The organism is Bacillus sp. BSL6, assembly GCF_052928345.1.
This window is the reverse complement of sequence record NZ_JAVGCW010000001.1, coordinates 354,716-373,430: the sequence shown is the minus strand read 5'-3', so window position 1 is coordinate 373,430 and position 18,715 is coordinate 354,716. Positions and strand designations below refer to the sequence as shown.

20 protein-coding genes and 1 tRNA gene are annotated in these 18,715 nt (G+C 35.9%); 2 read left to right on the top strand and 19 right to left on the bottom strand.

Annotated elements, in window-relative coordinates; all coding sequences use genetic code 11:
- Positions 1-115 precede the first annotated feature (115 nt).
- From tig to RCJ96_RS02120, 4 genes are all read right to left on the bottom strand, one after another.
- Positions 116-1,393 carry a trigger factor gene (gene tig / locus RCJ96_RS02135; RefSeq protein ID WP_000729258.1) on the bottom strand — a complete coding sequence of 426 codons (1,278 nt, stop codon included), beginning with the start codon at positions 1,391-1,393 and terminating at the stop codon, positions 116-118.
- Between the two features lie 309 nt (positions 1,394-1,702).
- Entirely contained in the window at positions 1,703-2,701 is a 999-nt protein-coding gene (locus tag RCJ96_RS02130) for a hypothetical protein (protein WP_270795182.1), read from the bottom strand.
- A 197-nt stretch (positions 2,702-2,898) separates the two neighbouring features.
- Positions 2,899-3,147 carry a hypothetical protein gene (locus RCJ96_RS02125; RefSeq protein WP_001983650.1) on the bottom strand — a complete coding sequence of 83 codons (249 nt, stop codon included), beginning with the start codon at positions 3,145-3,147 and terminating at the stop codon, positions 2,899-2,901.
- A gap of 287 nt (positions 3,148-3,434) precedes the next feature.
- Complete coding sequence (locus tag RCJ96_RS02120) at positions 3,435-3,848, bottom strand: group I intron-associated PD-(D/E)XK endonuclease (RefSeq protein WP_000274735.1); 414 nt, start codon at positions 3,846-3,848, stop codon at positions 3,435-3,437.
- A gap of 156 nt (positions 3,849-4,004) precedes the next feature.
- Between RCJ96_RS02120 and RCJ96_RS02115 the strand changes: the two genes are divergently transcribed.
- Positions 4,005-4,619, top strand: a complete 615-nt coding sequence (locus RCJ96_RS02115; protein WP_000475206.1) for a PH domain-containing protein — start codon at positions 4,005-4,007, stop codon at positions 4,617-4,619.
- A gap of 205 nt (positions 4,620-4,824) precedes the next feature.
- On the opposite strand, the gene RCJ96_RS02110 is transcribed toward RCJ96_RS02115, so the two are convergent.
- The 10 genes from RCJ96_RS02110 to RCJ96_RS02065 all read right to left on the bottom strand — a co-directional run bounded on the left by RCJ96_RS02110 (position 4,825) and on the right by RCJ96_RS02065 (position 12,935).
- Entirely contained in the window at positions 4,825-5,694 is an 870-nt protein-coding gene (locus tag RCJ96_RS02110; protein ID WP_074607719.1) for a hypothetical protein, read from the bottom strand.
- A 40-nt stretch (positions 5,695-5,734) separates the two neighbouring features.
- The gene (locus tag RCJ96_RS02105) at positions 5,735-5,920 is read right to left on the bottom strand and encodes a hypothetical protein (protein ID WP_074607642.1); all 186 of its coding nucleotides are present in this window, start codon (positions 5,918-5,920) and stop codon (positions 5,735-5,737) included.
- A gap of 327 nt (positions 5,921-6,247) precedes the next feature.
- The gene (locus tag RCJ96_RS02100; RefSeq protein ID WP_000124456.1) at positions 6,248-6,448 is read right to left on the bottom strand and encodes a hypothetical protein; all 201 of its coding nucleotides are present in this window, start codon (positions 6,446-6,448) and stop codon (positions 6,248-6,250) included.
- A 773-nt stretch (positions 6,449-7,221) separates the two neighbouring features.
- Positions 7,222-7,295 (bottom strand) — tRNA-Gly (locus tag RCJ96_RS02095).
- Between the two features lie 109 nt (positions 7,296-7,404).
- On the bottom strand, positions 7,405-7,908 hold the full coding sequence (locus RCJ96_RS02090; RefSeq protein WP_316148794.1) for a metallophosphoesterase: 504 nt from the start codon (positions 7,906-7,908) through the stop codon (positions 7,405-7,407).
- Between the two features lie 13 nt (positions 7,909-7,921).
- Positions 7,922-8,530 carry an XTP/dITP diphosphatase gene (locus RCJ96_RS02085; RefSeq protein ID WP_071728517.1) on the bottom strand — a complete coding sequence of 203 codons (609 nt, stop codon included), beginning with the start codon at positions 8,528-8,530 and terminating at the stop codon, positions 7,922-7,924.
- An 11-nt stretch (positions 8,531-8,541) separates the two neighbouring features.
- Positions 8,542-9,279: a ribonuclease PH gene (gene rph, locus RCJ96_RS02080; protein ID WP_048551039.1), complete on the bottom strand. Its 738-nt coding sequence runs from the start codon at positions 9,277-9,279 to the stop codon at positions 8,542-8,544.
- A gap of 128 nt (positions 9,280-9,407) precedes the next feature.
- A complete protein-coding gene (gene gerM, locus RCJ96_RS02075; RefSeq protein ID WP_001126762.1) occupies positions 9,408-10,457 on the bottom strand; it encodes a spore germination protein GerM in 1,050 nt (349 codons plus the stop codon).
- Positions 10,458-10,589: 132 nt separating this feature from the next.
- Positions 10,590-11,399 carry a glutamate racemase gene (racE, locus tag RCJ96_RS02070; RefSeq protein WP_074607639.1) on the bottom strand — a complete coding sequence of 270 codons (810 nt, stop codon included), beginning with the start codon at positions 11,397-11,399 and terminating at the stop codon, positions 10,590-10,592.
- A gap of 210 nt (positions 11,400-11,609) precedes the next feature.
- The gene (locus tag RCJ96_RS02065) at positions 11,610-12,935 is read right to left on the bottom strand and encodes an MFS transporter (protein ID WP_316148796.1); all 1,326 of its coding nucleotides are present in this window, start codon (positions 12,933-12,935) and stop codon (positions 11,610-11,612) included.
- 359 nt (positions 12,936-13,294) lie between these two features.
- On the opposite strand from RCJ96_RS02065, the gene RCJ96_RS02060 reads away from it, so the two are divergent.
- Positions 13,295-13,984 (top strand): type 1 glutamine amidotransferase domain-containing protein, encoded by a 690-nt coding sequence (locus RCJ96_RS02060; protein WP_074607635.1) that lies wholly within the window; start codon positions 13,295-13,297, stop codon positions 13,982-13,984.
- 42 nt (positions 13,985-14,026) lie between these two features.
- On the opposite strand, the gene RCJ96_RS02055 is transcribed toward RCJ96_RS02060, so the two are convergent.
- From RCJ96_RS02055 to RCJ96_RS02035, 5 genes are all read right to left on the bottom strand, one after another.
- Positions 14,027-14,665 (bottom strand): TetR/AcrR family transcriptional regulator, encoded by a 639-nt coding sequence (locus RCJ96_RS02055; protein WP_001233029.1) that lies wholly within the window; start codon positions 14,663-14,665, stop codon positions 14,027-14,029.
- A 155-nt stretch (positions 14,666-14,820) separates the two neighbouring features.
- Positions 14,821-15,483 carry a type 1 glutamine amidotransferase domain-containing protein gene (locus RCJ96_RS02050; RefSeq protein ID WP_074607634.1) on the bottom strand — a complete coding sequence of 221 codons (663 nt, stop codon included), beginning with the start codon at positions 15,481-15,483 and terminating at the stop codon, positions 14,821-14,823.
- 101 nt (positions 15,484-15,584) lie between these two features.
- A complete protein-coding gene (gerE, locus tag RCJ96_RS02045) occupies positions 15,585-15,809 on the bottom strand; it encodes a spore germination transcription factor GerE (protein WP_000659484.1) in 225 nt (74 codons plus the stop codon).
- Between the two features lie 165 nt (positions 15,810-15,974).
- On the bottom strand, positions 15,975-17,270 hold the full coding sequence (locus tag RCJ96_RS02040; protein WP_316148825.1) for a purine/pyrimidine permease: 1,296 nt from the start codon (positions 17,268-17,270) through the stop codon (positions 15,975-15,977).
- A 97-nt stretch (positions 17,271-17,367) separates the two neighbouring features.
- Positions 17,368-18,609, bottom strand: coding sequence for an amidohydrolase family protein (locus tag RCJ96_RS02035; protein WP_074607630.1), 1,242 nt, complete (start codon positions 18,607-18,609; stop codon positions 17,368-17,370).
- Between the last annotated feature and the right edge of the window lie 106 nt (positions 18,610-18,715).

The window sequence follows — 18,715 nt, the reverse complement described above, 5'->3', positions numbered from 1 at the left end:
GAAATATGTATATTCGACTTATTAAGGAAGTTTTCCTTCTTCATCGAAAAGTTTTATAAATATATTTCTATATTTATAAAACAAGGCACGATTAAAATCGCGCCTTGTTATTTTATTATGCAGCGTTTTCTACTAAGAAGTCTACAGCTTTACGAACTTTAAGATCTTCAGCTAAAGCGTCTACGCTTCCAAGAGCTTGCTTGATAGCGTCTACTGGCATACCGTACATTTCAGCCATTTTTTCAACTTCTGCAGTTACTTCTTCTTCAGTAACTTCGATGTTTTCAGCTTCAATGATAGCTTCAAGAACAAGGTTGATTCTTACGCGTTTTTGAGCGTCTTCTTTCATTTGCTCTTTTAACTTGTCAGCATCAGTACCTGTGAATTGGTAGTAAAGCTCAAGGTTCATACCTTGTTGGCTTAAACGTTGCTCGAATTCACGAACCATACGATCTAACTCAGTGTCGATCATAGCTTCTGGAATGTCGATTTCAGCGTTAGCAGCAGCTAATTCTACTACTTCGTCACGTACTTTGTGCTCAGCTTCGTGCTTTTTGCCTTCTTCTAAGTTTGTGCGAAGTTTTGCTTTTAATTCATCAAGAGTTGCAACCGCTTCGTCAGCTTCTTTAGCGAACTCGTCGTTTAACTCAGGAAGTTCTTTTGTTTTGATTTCATGAACTGTTACTTTGAATGTTGCTGGTTTGCCAGCTAATTCAGCAGCATGGTACTCTTCTGGGAATGATACTTCAACGTCTTTAGACTCACCAGATTTAAGACCAATTAATTGCTCTTCGAAACCTGGGATGAATGTACCAGAACCGATTGCTAGAGAGTAGTTTTCGCCTTTTCCGCCTTCAAATGCTTCGCCATCAACGAAACCTTCGAAGTCGATTACAGCTGTATCACCGTTTTCAACAGTTCCTTCTTCTTTAACAACTAGCTCAGCTTGACGCTCTTGTAAAGATTTTAATTCGTTCTCTACATCTTCGTCAGTTACAGTTGTTTCAACTTTTTCTACTGCTAAACCTTTGTACTCACCTAATTTAACTTCAGGTTTCACTGTAACTTTTGCAGTGAAGATAAGGTTAGCATTTTTTTCGAACTTCTCAATGTCGATTTCAGGATGAGCAACTGGGAAGATACCAGCTTCATCGATTGCTTCACCGTATGCTTTTGGTAAGATGATATCTAAAGCATCTTGGTATAAAGATTCAACACCAAAGCGTTGTTCGAATAACGGACGAGGCATTTTCCCTTTACGGAAACCTGGTACGTTGATTGTTTTTACTACTTTTTTGAACGCAGCGTCGATAGAGTTGTTTACTTCTTTAGCATCAACTTCGATTGTTAAAACGCCTACGTTACCTTCTAATTTTTCCCATTTTGCAGCCATTTATTCTTTCCCTCCAACTATAATAATGTATGCACATACCTCTATAGATTAAGATCTTCATTATCTCTTTTTTGAAATAACAAAAGTACAAATAATCCTCTAGCAAAAGCTTTCAGATATAATGTTCCAATCTACTAATTGCCTAAAAGACAACTACGGTATATTTTGTTCGAGAATAATATGAAACATATTAAGTAAGAGAATTACACTTCTCTTCTCTTACAAACAGGCAGATTTCTGCCTTTTGCAACCCTTACATTATAACATAGAATATGCTCGTTTCAAGAACCGAACGATTCTTTTTCGTAATTATACGGGCAAATATCCTTCTCTTTCGACACGTAATAACCATTGATAGGCAATATGAAACTCTTCTAATTCAATATTATACGCTGTCATAAGCTCTTCTTCATCAATAGTCAACCCGAAACGCTTTCTACCAATTCTCTCTAAAACAGCAGCCCAAATCTCCACTTTATCCATTAATAGAGCGAATGGGAAAATGCTAATTTGTAATTCTTTCCAATATGTAACCATCGCATCAAATATATCAGGATAATTTTGCTCTAATCGACTTGATAATCTATGTATAATGTTATCGGATTGCTCCTCATTATGACCTGTAAATGCCGGAATTACCTTGATCGTATTCCCAAACTTTTCTACCTCTATCTCTTCTTCTATTTGATTTTCTATCATTTTATATAAAATAGAAGTTTTCAAATAAGGGTGCTGTTTTTCGTCTATTAAAAATTTCTTTAAAATAGGTAATGCAAGATCCAAGTCTTTTAACGAAAGTTGCTGAATCGCTCTTAGCTTTTGCCCAAAGTTTTCTCCAAATATTTCATTAGTAAATTCATCTAACTCGAAATTCGAATCAACTCGTGATGTATCTACTTCATTTAACATACCTTCTGCAAATAAAGCGAGCTGTGCTAATTTGTCCTTTTGCTCAGGCATTACATCTTTCGTTTGCAAAACTTTTTCAACAGTTTCAATAACGCCTTCATAATCATTTGTTTGAACTAAAATTGTCACATACGTTTCAAGAATATCACCAAATAAGACCGCTCCTGTTTCCAGTAACTGTTCACATTTCTCTTTCGCTTCTTCCATATGTTTTAATTCTAACAAACAAATAACCGAAGCTAGTTCCGTTTGTTCCGTTTCTGCATTATACTGACGTAATATTTCAAAGCAGCGCAATGCATCTTCGAATTTCCGCTCTTTCAGCGCTAAAAAACCTTCATCAATATAGCGCTCTGATAGTTGCGGAAACAATACGACCGTATTTTCTTTTTTATCCATACGTCCGCCTCTTTTTCTAGATTTTAATTATCTTTAAAGTAAATATATCAAATGAGTAATGAGAACACAACATCCCGAAACCCTTTGTTTGAAATATAGAAATATTTAATTTTTACATTTCAATACAAGTGAATTCTTACTCAAAATTAAAAATATGCAAATAAAAACCCTCAGCAATTCAAGCAGAGGATTCATCATTAATGGAAAGCTTTTATAATAGTGGGGTATATAACAAGGGTAATAATTTGGAGAACAATAATTGCCATAACAATCATGCTAAAGTAGAAGATTGGTTTACTTCGCTTCATTAAAAACATAATGATGAGCATTGTACAAGCAAACAAACTTAAGAAGAACAAACTCGTTGTCGAACTAAGTATACCACTTGGGACAAAGAACAATAACACAACACTACAAGTACCTATAATTCCAAATAACCATTCCATTCATTCACTCATTCCCTTTCCCTCTCATGGTAGTTTCCTCTACGCGATTAAATGTTTTACAACATCAACTACATACGTTAATTTCTCATACGCTACAAATCCAAAAGCAACTGTTAAACCCGTTACGATTAATCCTTTCATCACTTCTTCCTCCTCGTTTTATCGTTGTTACCTTCATTATAGAGGATTAGCAATTTGTTACCATCGAACTACCTTACAGTTACCTTACAGAATTGTAAGATTTCAAAGAGAGATTGAAAAAACACCCCATATCGCTTGAGGTGCTTTCACGGAATTTCTCTATAATCACTTGCAAAATTAACTTTTTTCTCTTGTTTATTTTTCGGAGAATCCACTCTTAAACTAATAGATTTACTAAATAATTTCGGATTGAAATAATAACAACAATCCGTTTGAGGACAATATACACAATACACATCTATTTCTTCTTTATTCACTTCTTTTGTAGCAACTCCGCTTGCTGTAGAATAACTAGATCGGAATCTTACTTCCAGTATCCCTCTTGCATTCAACTCTCTATATTTCACTTGCACCCTTTTAAATACCCCGCCCTTATATACTACAAGATCAAAGGGCGAATGCTCTGTTTGTGGTATTAAAATCATATATCCTTTTTCATACAAATCAACTTGTGCCTTTAAAACAGCTAAATCTCCTTTTGTTTTTGTATGATGGTACACTTTTTCTCAGCACCTTTTTACATATTTTCAAAATAATATTCGTTCCTTTTCTTAACTTACCTCCCAACATTTTCTCATTAAAAGAAAACTCTTTGTTAAAACCATGTTAATATATTTTTGTATAATTAAGAATTTAATTTATAAGGGGGATTATATATGTTCAAAAAAGTAGCTGCTGATGTTTTAGGGTTGAGTGATGTAGGTTCTGTCATTACACCGAAAGATTATGACAAGGTCGATGCTGATGATTACGTAATGCATGAAGATGGAGAGAAAATTTATTTTCTAATTAAATCGAAATCAGATGAATATTGCTTCACAAACAAAGGATTACTTCACCTAGATGGTACAAGTGCGACAAGCAAAAAACGTACACTACGCCGCTTTAGCTATAGTAAATATCAAATTAAAAACGTAGCGCTTGAAACTGCGGGAACGATTGATTTAGATGTAGAAATTAAATTTCAAATGGGAGATGAACATTATTCAATTGATGTTCATAAAAAACATATCGAGGAATTAAAAGATTTATATAAAGCTTTACTTAAAATCGAAGAAATTTCATACGACAACGATATTACATTGCAGTATGCACATAAAAGTTTAGATATGGCATCTAACGCTTTTAGCCGTATTTCAAATGCACAAGTAAATTTAGCAGAGCAATTTAAAGAAATGAACGAAATCGCCTTTAACTGGCTCGTTGATACGAAGAAACAATATAATGTGAAAGATTATGGTTTTGTATTTGAGAAGTTTATTAATAACTAATTTAAAATACACAAAAAACCTTGTTACCAAAAGATAACAAGGTTTTTATCTCAGGAGAAAGTTAAATTCCTGATCCATCTATTACCTATGTTCTATTACAATCCAGCAAAAATTTCTTTCCTTCCGCACTAATCTTCTACTCAGATTAGTGATATATAATAAAATTAAATTTCTTATTATATATACAAATGAAATATACGTTACTTTATTCCTGACTTTCCATCTCTTTCATTTCATCTTGCCACGTACCACCGATACCACCGCTAGGCGTATTCCAACGTTTTTCCTGTCTTTTGATTCTCATCTTGTCTTCTTCAGATAGTTCATATTGTTCCATTTCTTTACGTTGTTGTTCCTCATATTCTCTTTCCTGCTGTTCTATATGCCTTCTATGAGCTTCCCTATCAATAATCTTGTCGCAGCCGTGTGCTAACTCCTTCGTTTCATCATGTCCGTGTCCACAATAATCGTTCGGAATTTTAGCATTAGATTTCGTAGCTGGTTTAGAATCACGCTCATGGTTGCTTGTAACTCGACCTTCGTTTCCTCCGTTAGCTTTCGCATCTTGAATCCTAGTATTTCTAAGGCCATCTTGCTCTTTCTTCGTTACACTACCATCAGGATTAAACGTTATAGTCATGGTGCCTTCTCCACCATGACCTAAATACCCGTAAATAGAAAACGACTTATATTTCTCGATAAATCTAGGCGCACCCGCTATTTCTTTAACTTTATTCGCAGACATTCCAACCTTAATTCCTTCGTACTGTTCTAACGACACGGTTGGTGCATCATTATTCGCATCTTTATAATATGGACGCCTGTCGTTAATCTCCTTATCTTCTTTTGTCGTTTCCTCCACTTGTTGTAACTCCTCGTCCTTAGCAGGTTCTTCGTCAATCTTCTCGCCCTTATCCGAATTAGATGTGCCCTCTTCCCCCTGCGCATTTTCAACAGATTCATGTTTCTTATATGGCTCATAGTTCGCTTTTTCTTTCGCGGAGCAAGCACTAAGAGTTAATAGAGACATGGCACCTAGTAAAAACAACTTTTTAAATGCTTTCTTATTAAACATCACAGTATAATTCCCCTCTTTACCTTCTTTGAATCGAACTTCAAGAGTCTTCTTTCCTCTTTCGTATAAAATTGCCAATCCGTGCAGTAATAACCGCAGCGACTACAGCCATTGCTAACACTACCGCAAGCCCACCTAATATTGAATTTCCTATAATACCTGTAACTATTAGCATCAGCAATGCAATCGTCATTAGATTGATAGTATCCTTCTTTCCCTTTTTCATTGTAATTTTGCTACACCAACTTTTCTCTTACTTCTTTTTCGTATCCTCTGGCCTAGATCCTCGCACCATACCTCTAGCCGAATCAAACAAGTAACTTAATCACGTATCTTATTCTACAGAAATAGTCGACTACTCCATTTAATCAGCAATATGTAATACGATTTTATTTTTTCTATATAATTATTATCACATATTCCATTGTGATAATCTTCCATTTTTAAACAAAAATCAATTTTTAAACAAACAGAAAACCTTGTTATCAAAAGATAACAAGGTTTTGTTAGCGCCCTAGGAGAGGTTCGAACTCTCCGCCCGCCCATTTCCGTACTATTTTATATATTTTGATCGCAGTCTTAATATATCTTCCTCTTCTCGAATACCTGCCGATCCTTTCCTCACATTTTTTACGATAGTCCAATCCGGGTTGGTTTCATCACCGATGTTCTGTACTGTAAAGTTGCCATCACCATATTTTCGGTGACCTTCTGCCAATTTCTCCGTTAAATCGTTCTCATTTGATCTCGCCATCTTTGCGCCATCTCCCTTTTTTATACAACCTTCTTAAACTGTCTAACCAATCACAGGTCTAGTCAATTGGAGATTCTCGTTTTCCGCTTCTATTCATTGTAACACACTAACAGGGATAAGTTTCGATAACGGTTGCTCAATCGTACTAGAATGGTAAAGAGTTTTATAACATTCTAAGTAAAAAATTAAGTTAATACGGATATGGATTTGAGTTCCATTATAAGCCTATTGATTTTTAAAATTAAATATGAGGAACAGGGTGCATAAATGGTGCTCTTTTCTTCATACACTTTAATCCGTTACACATAATAATTACCATATATTACGTTATTTTTTTACACCTTTTGCACATATATCAATTTGTAGACAAACAAAAAACCTTGTTATCAAAAGATAACAAGGTTTTGTTAGCGTCCCAGGAGAGATTCGAACTCCCGACCGACGGCTTAGCTTACCACCATAGCTTTCGCTACCAGCAATTACTGTTTGTAGTCTGGACTATATCTTCACCATTTCAGGTGCGACACGTGTAGTCTCTACGGAACCTCACGATGATTTTCATCATACTTCAGAGTCTTTACCATTAAGTTTCACTTAATCATTCAAAACTCCTTAATCTTTTTCAAGATCGTAAGTTTCCTCGGTATTACCATCAGCCGAACTGTTAAGGCTTCACCGATATAGTGTCGTCCACTTTATAGGTTCTTGTTTCCCTATAAAGGCTCCTATTTTTCTTGAAGGCCGTTGCTCTATCCTGCTGAGCTACTGGGACATGGAGCGGGTGAAGAGAATCGAACTCTCGACCAGAGCTTGGAAGGCTCTTGTTTTACCACTAAACTACACCCGCATACGTTATTTTATTTTCATTCGTTAGCGCCGTTGCCCTATCGACAATATTTATTATATGTATAACCATACATAAAGTCAACACCTTTTTTAAAAGAGGATAATTTTTCTTATCCTCTTTTAAAAACTGCTTGTTCAACTAGCTGTCCGTCTAGTGTTTCAAAACGAACTTCCATTTGATTTTCATCCATTTCTAATAAAGCAAATGTCTTTTCTACACGCTGACGCGGTAATAAAATACTGCCTGGATTAATAAATAAAACGCCGTCGATTAATTCCGCACCTAATACGTGAGAGTGTCCGAAGCATGCAACTTGCGCCCCTACCTCTTCAGCATGGTACGCTAATGTTTGTAACGTCATTTTCACGTTATGACGATGTCCGTGCACAACTATGAAACGAATACCATCTACATCAGTTACAATTTCGTCTTGAAAGTTAGCATAATCACAATTCCCTTTTACAACATGGAAACCTTGCAATTCTTCATGAGCAGGCGTTAGCTCTGAATCACCACAATGAATCATGATATCTACTTTCCCTTCATATTTCTCTTTTAACTGCTGTAATTCCTTCACAGAGCTATGACTATCGCTTACGATTAAAGCTTTCATCAATCTCTCTCCCTTATTCTCCTAAAAACCATTCAGGGATTTTTTCTTCTAGTTTACGTAGAGCACGTCCGCGGTGACTAATAGCATTTTTTTCATCTGAACTTAGTTCCGCCATCGCTTTTTTATATTCTTCCACATAAAAGATTGGATCATATCCAAAGCCGTTTTCCCCGCGGCGTTGTTCTAAAATAAATCCTTCACATGTCCCGTTTACAATGACAGGCTTTTTATCCCCTTCAGGGAAAGCCACTGCTAATGCACAGTAGAAACGAGCTTTACGCTTTTCAAACGCTACTTCATTTAATTCTTGTAAAACTTTATCAATATTCGCTTGATCATCTTTCGGCTCTCCAGCAAAACGAGCTGAATACACGCCTGGTTTTCCGTTTAAAGCATCTACAATAAGACCTGAATCATCCGCAATTACGATTGCATTCAACTGTCTACTCAAACTATCCGCTTTTAAAATCGCATTTTCTTCAAATGTTTCACCAGTTTCTTCGACTTCTTCAATATGAGGGAAATCGTGTAATGATTTTACCTCTAAATCAAATTGCTCAAATAACTCAGCAAATTCACGTACTTTCCCCATATTTTTTGTCGCTACAACAACTTGTTTCATATTTTCCACCTCTACTCTATATGAGATACGATGTCACCTAATGCTTCTTTTTGCATATCAATCAGTTGGAAAACGCCTTGTTCCGCAGCATCAAGTAATTCATTTAACTGTGCTCTGCTAAACGTCGCTTCTTCTCCAGTTCCTTGCACTTCAACAAACTGGCCTTTTCCAGTCATAATCACGTTCATATCAACGTCTGCTTTAGAATCTTCTGCGTAGTTTAAATCTAAAACAACGCCTTGCTCTTCAACAATTCCTACTGACGTTGCTGCTAAATAATCTTTTACTGGAATTTTAGATACTTTTTCTGCTTGTAATAATTTCTCAAAAGCTAATACCATCGCTACATATGCACCTGTAATAGAAGCAGTTCGCGTTCCACCATCCGCTTGAATAACATCACAATCAATCCAAACCGTTCTCTCGCCAAGCGCTTCTAAGTCAACTACCGCACGTAACGCTCGTCCAATTAAGCGCTGGATTTCCATTGTACGTCCTGTTACTTTTCCTTTACTTGACTCTCTAATTGTACGTTGTTCTGTCGCACGTGGAATCATCGCATATTCAGCTGTTACCCATCCCTTTCCTTCTCCACGCATAAATGGCGGGACGCGCTCTTCAATTGTCGCTGAGCAAATTACCTTTGTATCCCCAACCTCAATTAATACTGATCCTTCTGGATGTTTTAAATAATTAGTATGAATATGTATATGGCGTAACTCTGTTTTCTCTCTACCATCTACTCGCATAAAAATAACCTCCTCATAACTACTTGTTAGTATAGCCAAATTTAAATGTATGATATGTATACAATAAAAGAAGAGGAACCCAAAAAGCAATTCCTCTTTCTTACTTAAGTATATCAAATTATTAGCGATTAAAAACTACCTGTATTCACGTTTTCTGGACGATCTACAGGTTTTATTAACTTTCCGCCCTTTTCATCTATAAGATTTGCTTTGCCATTTACTTCAATAGAAACACTTTTCACGCCTTTCTTTTCTGTTAAAGATAAAACTAACGACTTCAATACGTAATTTGAAATCATATTTTTATCTGGGTTTATAAATATATTTTCATTAAAGTTTAATGTAAGATTTCCGTCTTGTAATTTCGGATTCGTAATCAGCTTAACTCCTGGATTAAAATCATTTAAGAGCGATTGATGAATCGGTCCTTTTACAAGTTCATCTACAATGGCTGCATAATCATTTTCTTTCCCTTCTACAACGCGACGTGTTACTGGTACGTAGTATTGCTGTTTATTATTATTTTGTGCCATAAAATAAAGTGTTACTGGTTTTGTATTTGTTACATCCGCTACTTGCTCATCATCGAAGTTAATACCGTTCGCACGGCTCACCCCTTCACCGAGCGGTGTACCACCAACAGGCATCTTCGCTAATTTTTCACCATTTATTTGGAACTGCACTTGTTTTATTTCTTTAAATTGCGTCAACGTCCATGCAATAGATTCAACGATTTGACGTTCTTCCTCTTTTGCATAGTTTTTCATTTCTTTAGAAAAATCAATGACTGCCGTCCCATCTTTTTTCAAGTTTAGGGTCATCGATGTATTCGCCGGAATGACTGCACGGAACCCATTCGGTAACAAATTCGTTACCGGTCCATCTTTCACAAGGTACTCTAACGTTTGCTGAATAACCTCATTTGCTTTCGGAGTAGGTATAGCTAACGTTTGCGGTACAACATAGCCATTTTTATCAACAAGGTATAGTTCTCTATTCACCGTTTGTCCTTGCTTATCTTTCTTAGATACTTCTTTCTTTCCACCCTCTGTATACGTAACTTGTTTTGGCGGATCAATTTGCTCCGTTGCTTTCTCTTGATTTATAAAGCCACACCCTGTTAGTAAAACAGCGCTCACAGTAGCACCAACAACCCATTTAAAAGTGGATTTAGGCATGCCATTCCCCCCTAAAATCTAAGTTTGTACTATTATGTATACGAGCTGTTTCTCTTTTTAGAACAAGCTGTGCTCCCTATAAACAAAAAAAACTCCTGATTTCTCAGGAGCTCACTTATATGGATTCTATTATTATTCTTTTTCTAAATAAATATGTTTCACATTTTCAATCGGTTGACCGAACCATTTTGATGCAATTTCTTTAAATAGACCTATTTTCCCTGTTGTTAAGAAGAGATGATCACTTTGTTCCTCTCCCTCATTCAACATTTTACTATGGTATAAAATGGTACTTACTTCACGCGCCGTTTCATCACCAGAACTAATGAGTTGCACTTTATCTCCCATTACTTGTTTAATAACAGGACCTAAAATTGGATAATGTGTACAGCCTAAAATAAGCGTATCAATATCAGTGCTTTTCAGCGGTTGCAACGTTTCTCTTACAACTTCATACGCCATTTCACTTTCGAAATTACCGCTCTCTACAAGCTCAACAAAAGGTGGACACGCTAAACTTTCTACCATAACACGGTTATTAATAGACTTTAACGCCTCTTCGTATGCACCACTTTTCACCGTTCCAATGGTTCCAATAATCCCAACATGGTATGTGTTTGTCACTTTTAAAGCTGTACGTGATCCTGGGTGAATAACTCCTACCACTGGAATTGGTAATTGCTTCTGCATCTCTTCTAATACAACCGCAGTTGCTGTATTGCATGCAATAACTAACATTTTGATATTTAAATCTAGTAAATGCTCCGTCATTTCCCACGTGAATTGGCGCACTTCTTCTCGAGAACGTGGACCATAAGGGCAACGTGCTGTATCCCCTAAATATATAATGCGCTCTTTCGGCAACTGACGAATTAATTCCTTCGCTACTGTTAAGCCACCAACTCCTGAATCGATAACACCGATTGCTCTATTCAACTTCATCACCCGTTTTCTCATTCATCATCTTATTTTATCATTATATTTTACACACTTTAAGTTCGCGCACTTAAACTGCTTCTGTATGAAAATTTTCATTTGTACCTGTATAGACTAGGACCTTTTTTATTTTGCTCCTTTTTTTCATAATTTGCAAGACAGAAAAATAACCGACCTTCTATAGGAAAGTCGGTTTCTTCTATATAAAGCGCATATTTAATGCTCCATCTTTTTTTGGAAAGAAGACATTCCTATTAATAAGAAGAAATGGGCAGAAATTAACAGAACGATTAAAATAAAATTCAAACGATAACTATTTGTGGATTCCATAATTCTGCTCGCTACAGCTGGTCCAAATGCCATACCGAAAAAGTTAATCAAATTATATAAACCAAGACCGACTCCAACTTTAGCTACATGTAATGTTTTCGGTATAAATGTGTTCAATGATACTTGAATGGCAGAATAACTCATAAACGTTAAAATAATCGCCAATACAATAACGACTATACTTCCATTCGGAATAAACCCAAAAATTAAAAAACCAACAATCATAATGACAGACGCCACATTAATCATATTCACATTTCCAAACGAAGGGATAATCTTTCCAGTAATAAAACTAGACACAATACCGAAAAGTGATGCAACAAATAATACAATTCCGATAACAAATGGCGACAATCCGTGTACTCTTCCTAACAGTAATGGCAATAATAATAAATTAGCACATAGCGCCACATTAATTATAAATCCAACTGTTATTAAACGAAGAAATGCTTTGTTCGAAAATAACTCAATATCGATAAATGGATGCTCCGCTTTCTTCATACGAACCGTGAATAAAAATAAGGAAATTATCGATAACACAAACAGCCAACTATTCATATTGACACCTAACAAAACAGTCGTAATCAATACAAATAGTAACGCCGCTCCAATGTAATCAAAATGAAACGCTTCTTCCGTATGACGCGCTTCTTCTGGCATAAATTTTATAAGCAAGAAAATCCCCAATACTGAAATAACCATAAATAAAAATAAATATGGCCACCCTAGTGTATTTGTAATAGCCCCACCAACTAAAGGACCAATACCAACCGCTAATGCAATAGAAGAACTAATCATCGCTAAAGCACCAGGCTTCTTAGCAGGAACGACTAATTTTGCTACCGCAATCATACTAAGCGCAATAAACGCCGCGCCCCCACTCGCCTGCACTAATCTTGCAAAAATGACAATCGCATATGATTGATTTACAAATCCAATAATGGACCCAGCTACAAATATGATGATTGAAATAATCAATAGTTTTTTTACACTATAACGATCAGCAAGCTTCCCATATATCATCGAACCAATACCGACAAATAAGGAATAACCTACTACAACCCAACTTACTTTCGATTGACTAATGGAGAAATCATGAGCCATATCCTCTAACGCAACATTAAATAAAACCGCATTCATCGGTCCTAATAAAACGATAAAACATAATGTGAAAACAAACCATTTTGAATGGTTACTTATATCTTTCCCCATGTGTAACACCTCTCCTGATTGTAGTAACTGTTAATGAAAATAAAGTTGTTAGCGCTTCTATCGCCGCTAAACAACTTCATCAAATGTATACATTTATCGCGCGACAAATTGAATTCGAAACGAAACATGTACGTTGTTCGATATTCATGGAACTATCATAGTTTCGGCATTCCAGTTTGTCAACGAAAAATATACAAAGTAAACTAATTTAGTGTTTTTAGTTTACTTTGTTTAAAAATTGTTATACACTAATTTCGAATCCGATATAAGGAGGGCTGACATGGTTATTCAAATTCACAATTTCTAACTTAATAAAATAATAAACTTTTATATAGAAGAAACATTACAGGAGGATTATGATGAAGAAAAAAATGTTAGTTGTATTAACGAGCGTAGAAAAATATCCAAATTTAAATCGAGCTACTGGCCTTTGGCTTGGCGAAGCTGTCCATTTCGTTAAAAAAGTTGAAGAAGCTGGTTACGAAGTAGATTATGTTAGCCCACAAGGTGGTTATACACCGATTGATCCGCATAGTTTAGCAATGGCGGAGAGCATCGATTGGGAATGGTATCAAAAGAAAGAATTTATGAATCGTCTCGGTTCTACAATGAAACCGAGTGAGGTGAATCCAGAAGACTATGCTGTTATTTATTACGCAGGTGGTCACGGTGTGATTTGGGACTTCCCAGAAAATAAAGAACTACAAATGATTAGCCGTAACATTTATGAAAATGGCGGAATCGTTTCCTCTGTTTGTCACGGAGCTGCTGGTTTATTTTATATCACATTGAGTAATGGGGAACGTTTAATTAGTGGTAAAAAAGTAACAGGATTCTCAAATGAAGAAGAAAAACTAGCTGAATTAGATCAATTTGTTCCATTTTTAACAGAAGATGAACTCATTAAAAATGGAGGACTTTACGAAAAAGCTGCAGAGCCTTGGGAAGCTTTCGCTGTAGAAGATAATCGTGTTATCACTGGTCAAAACCCAGCTTCAGGTGGTGCAGTAGCTGAATTAGTATTACAACACGCAAAAAATAACATGTAATAAAAAAGCAGGTTTTCCATTACTATAGGAAAACCTGCTTTTTTACGAAATCATTTGCAAAATAGCAATAACTTCTTTTTCAATTTCCGAATCATCAATTGCTTCTATATACTCTGGTTTAAAAAGTTGATACTTCTTTAGTTGATAAAAATCAAGTATCGCTTTCTTTAACGTAATATCGTACTGAATACAAAAAGAATGATCTATAATACGTCTTAACATCACATCATCTTGCACCATAAATAATTGTGCGTTCATTTTATTAAAGTAGCCTTGTTCCATACCAGCTTCAAAAAAGATTTGCAAATTATGATTACGATTTTGTTGTGCAGCGACTAACTGATCAGATAAGTGCGGATATGCCTCTTTCAAATCTTGTAAAAAGACATCTGAAATATACGTCACACATTTTAAAGAGTGAATAAACGTCTTTTGGAAACGTTCTGCAAAAGACATACTTTCATCTTGATTATACGCATCTCCTTCAAGAAGATAGTTCATAAAATCTTCTACCACAGCTTCAATAATCTCATCTTTTGAAGAAAAACGTTTATATAAAGTAGCTTTACTAATATCCATATACTTCGCAATTTCATCTATTTTCAATTGACTAAAACTCGTTTTTCTAATAACAGGCTTTATTTTATTAATATAAGTGTTTGCACACGCAACTTTTCTCATTAAAAGAGCCTCCCCTTTTGTCCATACAAAATAGTATAGCAAATTCACGATTAATTATAAATGAAGTCACTATACTCAATACATCTTTTTAGTTTAAGGGGTCATTTATACTATAGAAAAATGCCCGCTACCTTTATTAGTAACGAGCACTTTTTCTATACTTTATTTACAGCTCTTCTTATCGCTTTCCCTATTTCCATGCTAGACTGTGGATTTTGCCCTGTAATTAAACGCCCATCTACTACAACATGCGGCGTGAAATTTGGAGCCACATAAAACAAAGCTCCTTCTTCTTTCAATTTACTTTCTAGTAAAAACGGCACTCGCTTTTCTAAATGCACAGCTTTTTCCTCATCATTTGTATAACCTGTTATACGCTTACCGGCAACAAAAAACGAGCCATCTTTATTTTTCACACCGACTAAAGAACTTACTCCGTGACAAACAGCCGCCACAATCCGGTTATTGTTGTACATATTCTCAATTAAACTTGCAACATATGGATTACCTGGAAAATCTACAATCGCTCCGTGCCCACCACCAAATAAAACCGCATCATAATCCGAAAAATGAACCGTTGAGATCGGATTCGTATTTTGCAATAAAGAAGCGACATGCTTAAATTCACGAGGTATCCCGTTCGGAATAGACACTCTATCAATCGGTACTTTACCGCCCTTTATCGACACAATATCAACATCGAACTTAGCCTTTTTAAATACATTATAAGGAGCTGCGAGCTCTTCCAACCACAAACCAGTCGGGTGTCCATTCATATCATGAGCGCTTGTTGAAACTAACAATATCCTTTTCAACATATCCCCTCCTTACTACCTATTTATATATGGAGTGTTCTTAAATATTGCGTATGAAACAAACAAAAAAATAGCCGACTCTCTTATAAAAGTCGGCTTTCTTTTTATAACTCGAGCTCTCCCATACGAAGAAGCTCAACAACTGCTTGTGAACGTCCTTTAACCCCTAGCTTTTGCATTGCGTTTGAGATGTGGTTGCGAACTGTCTTTTCACTGATAAAAAGTTCACCTGCAATTTCTTTCGTTGTTTTATCTTGAACCAGTAATTCAAATACTTCTCTCTCTCTCTTTGTGAGTAAAGGTTTAGATTGATACGCTTTTTCCTTCAACTGGTATAACCCTCCTTGCTTAAGCCAGAGCTGTGTATGTGTAAGTTGGGTGTTTATTTAGTCAAGATATTGTATGAACGAAATGTGCGGGTGGTGAATGAAAATGGGCTTTATTTCACATGTTATTTTAGACTTTTATACAGTGCGTACACTCTTTTTATCCACTTACTTTTCAATACGCCATATTTGTTCTAGTAATACGCTGACAACAGTACCTACAAACAAACCATTTCCGAATATATATTGTATAACAGACGGCAATGATTGGAGTGCTCCAGACGGTAAAAACATAACGCCGCTACCAAATAATACTGCAACGCCTAAAATTGTTACATTCCTTTCATTAAGCTCCACTTGTTTTATATTATTGAACCCAATTCCAATTAACTGTACGAAAGAAGCCATTAAAACCGCAGATGCAACAGCGGATGGTAAAGATGCTAAATAACGAATAATACTTGGAAACAGCGACATTACGACTAGTAACATACATGCTAGTAAGAACGAACGTATATATTTTTGTTTCGTTAAACGTATAAATCCTGCCGTTGCCGGTAACGGTACGACACCTACAGTTGAAAATATGGAAGAAATGATGTGTGAAATGCCTCCAACCCACGTTCCATCCTTCAACTGTTTCTGTTCAATAGTCGCTTTTTGAATGGTAGCTTGATTAATCGCTATAATAGCTGCCACTGTATTTGAAACTAAAATACATACCATAACGAAACTTGATACTGCCATACCTGTATTCCATTTTGGAAGTCCCCAAGTAAATATTTGCGGAAGTTGCACAAAATGAGTTACTTGAGATGGAATCGTCACTTTTCCTGCAATTAGAAAAAGAATCCACCCACTAATTAATCCTATTAAAACCGCATAACTTTTGACAAAACCTTTCCCAAAATTAGATAGTATAATAACGAAAAGAAATATACTAAACGCAATTATCGCTGTAAATCCATCAATTTGAGAAGCAGTAGCAGTAATTCCTAACATCCCTTTTAGGAATACACCGCTTAATTGTAAACATAATAAAAGTAAAAACGTCCCTGTCACAAGCGGTGTAAATAAAAATAAAATACGTCCGATAAAACCAGTTACGCCTAATCCTATTAAAATAACACCAGAAATAATCATTCCCAATTCTAAAATTTGCAACGTACTATGTAATTGACCTTGCCCGACCGTTGCGTAAGCAAGTACGGTAAATACGCCAACCCAAGATCCAGCTGGTCCATCCGCAATTGGAAGTCTATGTCCAAGCCACCCTTGTAAAAAAGATGATATACCAACTACAAAAAATGTACGCTGCATTAAATAAAATATTTCTTCCGTCGTAAGATGAAATAATCCGCCAACGACAATTGGTAATGCGATTGAATTCGCTAATAAAAATATAAACCATTGCAAAGTTCCCATAATATGATTTTGATTATGTTGATTGTCCAAATTTTTCATCCCTTCTAGCTTCCTTATAAAAAATATATTGTAAGCATAAAAAAGAAGGGTTCTACACACACAATTAGAACCCTTCCAAAACATTTAAACGATTCCTTTACACAAGATTATTTAATTCCACCTCATTTAAACTTCCAACAACAATATTTCCTTTATGCACGACTAAACGCTTCTCTGTTTGACGCGCTACCGCTTCAGCAGTACATGTTGCATTCGTCAAAACAAAACTCGCTTCATCTCCTACATTCGGCCAAACTCGCTTCCCATCATCGTTTAACGTTTCTTTTCCTCCCGTAATAAAGCGAAGTGCTTTTCCTAAAGATCTTTCATCACTCCATCCAAAACGTTCCGCTAATCGATTTGCCTTTTGCAGCATATCACCCGTTCCAAACGGTGACCAATGATCTGTAATACTATCGTTTCCTAATGAAACTTTCACACCTTTTTTATCTAATAACGGAATTGGAATTACTTGTTTCCCAATTGGAACCGTTGAAGTAATATCAATGTTTAAAGCAGCTAGTCTTTCTGCCACTTCTTCAGCTTCTTTATCCGTAACACCACCAAGTCCAAGCGCATGACTAACCGTTACGCGCCCTTGCCATCCCGCTTCCTCTGTTAAACTTGCCAATCTTTTCATCGTAAACGTTCCAAGATTGTTCGCATCATGCAGATGAATATCAACGTCCGCATTAAATTCTACCGCGATATCCATAATGGTATGTAATGATTTTTCAATATCATTATCCACTGTAGCTGGATCCACTCCACCAACTAGTTGCGCACCCATACGCATCGCATCTTTCACGAGTTGCACAGAATTACTGCGCAATAATCCATGTTGCGGAAACGCAACGATTCTACTAGAAACCTGATCTTTATATGTTTCCAACGCCGCTAACGTCGCCTCCAAATTACCAAGTCCAATAATCGGATCAACATTACAATGCGTTCTTATATTCGTCGCACCGTTTCGAAGCAATAACGCTAGCATATTTTCCGCTCTATCTTGAGCAGTTGCTAGTTGCTTTGGCAAAATCTTTTCTTCTTCTTTAAAACGTGTAAAGATACTTTCTGCTGGCATACAAGCTTTCCACGGGCCACTATAATAGGTTTTATCAATATGAATATGCATCTCTTCAAAAGCCGGTAAAATTAATAAGCGATTGGCATCAAGAATGAGTAACCCTTCCTCTTGAACAGTCCCTGCTATGATGTTTTTAATTCGTCCCTCTTCAATAAGTAAACTACATAACTCTGTTTCTGTTTTTGAAATTCTCCCCTCTTCATATGTATACCCCGATTCAAGCGTTACATTAGTCAACCAATATGCTGTCATCTCTATTTCCCCACCCTTTATTAAAAGTTACGTCTTACTATAATTTTAATATCAACTGAAAATTAAGACAATTAATATGACTGTCCCCTAAAAAAATGTAATACAA

Excerpts from the sequence above, each read along its gene's own strand:
- RCJ96_RS02085 (WP_071728517.1), bottom strand. The coding sequence starts at position 8,530 with ATGAAACAAGTTGTTGTAGCGACAAAAAATATGGGGAAAGTACGTGAA.
- RCJ96_RS02065 (WP_316148796.1), bottom strand. The coding sequence starts at position 12,935 with ATGGGGAAAGATATAAGTAACCATTCAAAATGGTTTGTTTTCACATTA.
- RCJ96_RS02040 (WP_316148825.1), bottom strand. The coding sequence starts at position 17,270 with ATGAAAAATTTGGACAATCAACATAATCAAAATCATATTATGGGAACT.
- rph (WP_048551039.1), bottom strand. The coding sequence starts at position 9,279 with ATGCGAGTAGATGGTAGAGAGAAAACAGAGTTACGCCATATACATATT.
- RCJ96_RS02055 (WP_001233029.1), bottom strand. The coding sequence starts at position 14,665 with ATGAGAAAAGTTGCGTGTGCAAACACTTATATTAATAAAATAAAGCCT.
- RCJ96_RS02130 (WP_270795182.1), bottom strand. The coding sequence starts at position 2,701 with ATGGATAAAAAAGAAAATACGGTCGTATTGTTTCCGCAACTATCAGAG.
- tig (WP_000729258.1), bottom strand. The coding sequence starts at position 1,393 with ATGGCTGCAAAATGGGAAAAATTAGAAGGTAACGTAGGCGTTTTAACA.
- gerM (WP_001126762.1), bottom strand. The coding sequence starts at position 10,457 with ATGCCTAAATCCACTTTTAAATGGGTTGTTGGTGCTACTGTGAGCGCT.
- RCJ96_RS02060 (WP_074607635.1), top strand. The coding sequence starts at position 13,295 with ATGAAGAAAAAAATGTTAGTTGTATTAACGAGCGTAGAAAAATATCCA.
- RCJ96_RS02035 (WP_074607630.1), bottom strand. The coding sequence starts at position 18,609 with ATGACAGCATATTGGTTGACTAATGTAACGCTTGAATCGGGGTATACA.
- RCJ96_RS02090 (WP_316148794.1), bottom strand. The coding sequence starts at position 7,908 with ATGAAAGCTTTAATCGTAAGCGATAGTCATAGCTCTGTGAAGGAATTA.
- RCJ96_RS02050 (WP_074607634.1), bottom strand. The coding sequence starts at position 15,483 with ATGTTGAAAAGGATATTGTTAGTTTCAACAAGCGCTCATGATATGAAT.
- racE (WP_074607639.1), bottom strand. The coding sequence starts at position 11,399 with ATGAAGTTGAATAGAGCAATCGGTGTTATCGATTCAGGAGTTGGTGGC.
- RCJ96_RS02110 (WP_074607719.1), bottom strand. The coding sequence starts at position 5,694 with ATGTTTAATAAGAAAGCATTTAAAAAGTTGTTTTTACTAGGTGCCATG.
- RCJ96_RS02100 (WP_000124456.1), bottom strand. The coding sequence starts at position 6,448 with ATGGCGAGATCAAATGAGAACGATTTAACGGAGAAATTGGCAGAAGGT.
- RCJ96_RS02115 (WP_000475206.1), top strand. The coding sequence starts at position 4,005 with ATGTTCAAAAAAGTAGCTGCTGATGTTTTAGGGTTGAGTGATGTAGGT.
- RCJ96_RS02125 (WP_001983650.1), bottom strand. The coding sequence starts at position 3,147 with ATGGAATGGTTATTTGGAATTATAGGTACTTGTAGTGTTGTGTTATTG.
- RCJ96_RS02105 (WP_074607642.1), bottom strand. The coding sequence starts at position 5,920 with ATGAAAAAGGGAAAGAAGGATACTATCAATCTAATGACGATTGCATTG.